Origin of the sequence: Mycolicibacter sinensis (assembly GCF_001673565.1) — a bacterium.
Taxonomy (GTDB): Bacteria; Actinomycetota; Actinomycetes; order Mycobacteriales; family Mycobacteriaceae; genus Mycobacterium; species Mycobacterium sinense_C.
In genome coordinates this window covers 1-1,507 of record NZ_LZMF01000121.1, presented here as the reverse complement: position 1 = coordinate 1,507, position 1,507 = coordinate 1, and the positions used below count along the sequence as shown (strand labels likewise).

Annotated in this window: 1 protein-coding gene; it reads right to left on the bottom strand. The window is 67.0% G+C overall.

All coding sequences use genetic code 11. The features are described from left to right. Positions 1-1,505: acetaldehyde dehydrogenase ExaC (gene exaC, locus A5648_RS16745; protein ID WP_065025629.1), on the bottom strand; the 1,505-nt coding region annotated here is incomplete at its 3' end. Positions 1,506-1,507 lie beyond the last annotated feature (2 nt).

Below are 1,507 nucleotides of genomic sequence, written 5' to 3'. Positions count from 1 at the left end.
GTCTGGGAGTAGGACACCAGCAGGTTCTTGGTCTGCTGGTAGTGGGCGAGCGCCATCTTGTGGTTCTCCCGGCCGATGCCGGACTGCTTGTAGCCGCCGAACGCAGCATGCGCCGGATAGGCGTGGTAGCAGTTGATCCACACCCGGCCGGCCTGGATGTCGCGGCCGGCCCGGTAGGCGGTGTTGCCGTCGCGGCTCCACACTCCGGCGGCCAGCCCGTAGAGGGTGTCGTTGGCGATGCCGATCGCGTCGTCGTAGTCGCTGAACGACGTCACCGAGACCACCGGGCCGAAGATCTCCTCCTGGAAGATCCGCATCTTGTTGTGCCCGCCAAAGATCGTCGGCTGCACGTAGAAGCCGCCGGACAGATCGCCGCCGAGTTCGGCGCGCTCGCCGCCGGTGATGACCTTGGCGCCCTCCCCCTTGCCGATCTCGATGTAGGACAAGATCTTTTCCAGCTGGTCGTTGGAGGCCTGCGCGCCGATCATGGTGGCCGCATCCAGCGGGTCGCCTTGGCGGATCGCCTTGGTGCGGATCGCGGCCAGCTCCAAAAACTCGTCGTAGATGTCGGCCTGGATCAGCGACCGCGACGGGCAGGTGCACACCTCACCCTGATTGAGGGCAAAGCCCGCGAAGCCTTCCAGAGCCTTGTCGCAGAAGTCGTCGCCGGCCGCCAGCACGTCGGAGAAGAAGATGTTGGGACTCTTGCCGCCCAGCTCCAGGGTGACCGGGATGATGTTGTGACTGGCGTACTGCATGATCAGCCGCCCGGTGGTGGTCTCGCCGGTGAAGCCGATCTTGGCGATCCGGTTACTGGACGCCAGGGGCTTGCCGGCCTCCACCCCGAATCCGTTGACCACGTTGACGACTCCGTCGGGCAGCAGGTCACCGATCAGGCTCATCAAGAACAGGATCGACGCCGGGGTCTGCTCGGCGGGCTTGAGCACCACCGCGTTACCGGCGGCCAGCGCCGGCGCCAGCTTCCAGGCCGCCATCAGCAGCGGAAAGTTCCACGGGATGATCTGCCCGACCACACCCAGCGGCTCCTGGAAGTGATAGGCGACGGTGTCGTCGTCGAGCTGGCTCAGCGCGCCCTCCTGGGCCCGGATCGCCGCCGCGAAGTACCGGAAATGATCGGCGGCCAGCGGAATGTCGGCGGCCAGGCACTCCCGGATCGGCTTACCGTTGTCCCACACCTCGGCCACCGCCAACTCTTCGCGGTGCTCGTCGATGCGGTCGGCGATCTTGTTGAGGATCGCCGCGCGATCGGCCGGCGACGTCTTGCCCCAGGCCGGCGCCGCCGCCTGCGCGGCATCCAGCGCCTTGTCGATATCGGCCGCCGTGGAGCGCGGGACCTCGCAGAACACCTCGCCGGTGACCGGGGTGGCGTTCTCGAAGTACTCACCGGAGGCCGGCGCCTCCCACTGCCCGCCGATGAAGTTCCCGTAGCGGGACTCGTAACTCATCAGTGCCCCCGCGGACCCCGGGCGTGCGAAAACGGTCATCG